Origin of the sequence: Acinetobacter sp. YH16038 (assembly GCF_013417275.1) — a bacterium.
Classification (GTDB): domain Bacteria; phylum Pseudomonadota; class Gammaproteobacteria; order Pseudomonadales; family Moraxellaceae; genus Acinetobacter.
Genome location: NZ_VPEG01000124.1, coordinates 1 through 1924, shown reverse-complemented (window position 1 = coordinate 1924; position 1924 = coordinate 1). Strand labels below are relative to the sequence as shown.

Below are 1924 nucleotides of genomic sequence, written 5' to 3'. Positions count from 1 at the left end.
AGGAACGAGCTTCAATAGAGTACGAGCTTTAGCGAGTACATAGGGCAGTTTTAAGTATTTCCCTATTTTTTAATATTTTAAATATTTTTAAATATTTTTAGACCCCACTCAAAGCCATGCTGTGCGTGGCTTTGCAAGGTTTAACTATGAGGGATTGACGCATAACTATGAGGGATTGACGCATAACTATGAGGGATTGACGCATAACTATGAGGCGATATATTATTCTCATAATTAATAATAAGGAATACAAAAATGAGTAAGCTCTTAGTAGTCAAAGCAAATAATATTATTGAAGCTAGTTATCAACTGTCTTTGAATGAACAGCGCTTAATTTTGGCGGCTATAGCCTGTATACCCAAAGGCGAAGAAGTGACAGATAACACAGGTTATTGCGTCACAAGGGAATCATTTATTGAGTTAGGTGTTAACCCAAAAACAGCAAGCAGAGAAATTAGAGAAGCATGTGATCGACTTTTTAATAGAGGTATTACAATAACAACTGAAGCAGGGACATTTAAAACTCGATGGGTTCAAGACATCATGAAATACAATAGTGATTGGGCTTTGGCTAATCCTGAATTTATCCAAGAGGTGACAGGGAGCGATCCTTATGCAGAAGATTATATTTTGGCGGCAATAAGGTTTAGTAAGTCTGTATTACCCTTTATTAGTAACTTATCATCTAACTTCACACAATATTTTCTTCAAGACATAGCAGGAGTAAGTAGTGGGTATAGCGTTCGATTTTATGAATTAATGATGCAATTCAAGAGTACAGGTTATCGAAAAATAAGGCTTGATGACTTGCGCAATATGCTTGATCTGAATAATAAGTATCCATTAACGGCAGACTTAAAAAGATGGGTAATAGATACCGCAATTGATGAACTTAATGAAAAATCTCCCATTACAATCAAATATAAACTGTTAAAAACAGGGCGTAAGTTCACACACATAGAATTAAAATTTAAGCAAAAATTGTCACCTAAAAAAATAGAATCTCAGCGAGATCAAAAAACTATAGATATGTTCAGCAACTTATCTGACAGTCAAATTAAGACCTACAGTTCAGTATTATCTAAGGTTCATAGCATCTCTGACTTAGCCGACAATAAAGATTACCCAGCCTTTTCAATATGGATTGCCAATATTTTACGTGACCCTACATCCGTCCGAGAGGAAACCGCAAAGCGGATTTTTAAAGCATTGCGGACTGAAACAGACTTCAAAGACTAAGATTTTATATACATTACGTCATAGGGAATGCTGAGTACAGTTTACGGCAAGTCGGATATTTAGCTTGAATTTTATGTAAATAATATGCCTGATCTTTTTCAAGAAAGCCGTTCAATAAACCACTCTTATCAGTATAGAAACAACGTCCTTTTGCTCTATCCCATGCTAAAAAAGGAGTGGATGGCTTACTTATTGATATAACATCATTATTACAGTGAAGTAGTGCCAGTGAACTTACCTGATAATTTCTTGCTTGGTTACCATCTGGCGGATATGCTAAACCAATTATCAAATTTCCTTTTTTTATATTCTTAATTTTAAAATCGCCATTCCATTCATTTGGGCTAGAATATCTAAACCAAGCTATTAATGGGCGAAAAATAAAATTATGGTTAGAAAATTGAAATTTAGTCTGATTTTTATCTGATTCAAATGATTGAACCCTTGCTATAAATACCTCATTTGGTGAGTGTGGCATACATGCACTAAGATTTTGCGAACCCATGATTGTCGCTAAAATTCCACCCCATAAAATTAGTGTTTTTTGCATTATTTAGATATCTCAATATTTGGTAAGTCAAAAAGCTGTCTATCCCGATCTTCTGTTAAATACTCGTTGAGTTCAGCGAGTATTTTTTCTTTGTTGGCTTCATTACTTTGCATCTTTTTAATTCAATAAGAACCA

2 protein-coding genes and 1 pseudogene are annotated in these 1924 nt (G+C 34.4%); 1 reads left to right on the top strand and 2 read right to left on the bottom strand.

Annotation, left to right across the window (positions count from 1 at the left end; all coding sequences use genetic code 11):
• Positions 1–255 precede the first annotated feature (255 nt).
• Complete coding sequence (locus tag FTV34_RS17200; protein ID WP_180070880.1) at positions 256–1239, top strand: RepB family plasmid replication initiator protein; 984 nt, start codon at positions 256–258, stop codon at positions 1237–1239.
• Positions 1240–1252: 13 nt separating this feature from the next.
• Here FTV34_RS17200 and FTV34_RS17195 read toward each other — a convergent pair whose 3' ends face one another.
• On the bottom strand, positions 1253–1789 hold the full coding sequence (locus tag FTV34_RS17195; RefSeq protein ID WP_253135668.1) for a hypothetical protein: 537 nt from the start codon (positions 1787–1789) through the stop codon (positions 1253–1255).
• Positions 1789–1924: pseudogene (locus tag FTV34_RS17190) on the bottom strand (mobilization protein); the annotation flags it as partial. The pseudogene FTV34_RS17190 and the gene FTV34_RS17195, both read right to left, overlap by 1 nt.

Excerpts from the sequence above, each read along its gene's own strand:
- FTV34_RS17195 (WP_253135668.1), bottom strand. The coding sequence starts at position 1,789 with ATGCAAAAAACACTAATTTTATGGGGTGGAATTTTAGCGACAATCATG.
- FTV34_RS17200 (WP_180070880.1), top strand. The coding sequence starts at position 256 with ATGAGTAAGCTCTTAGTAGTCAAAGCAAATAATATTATTGAAGCTAGT.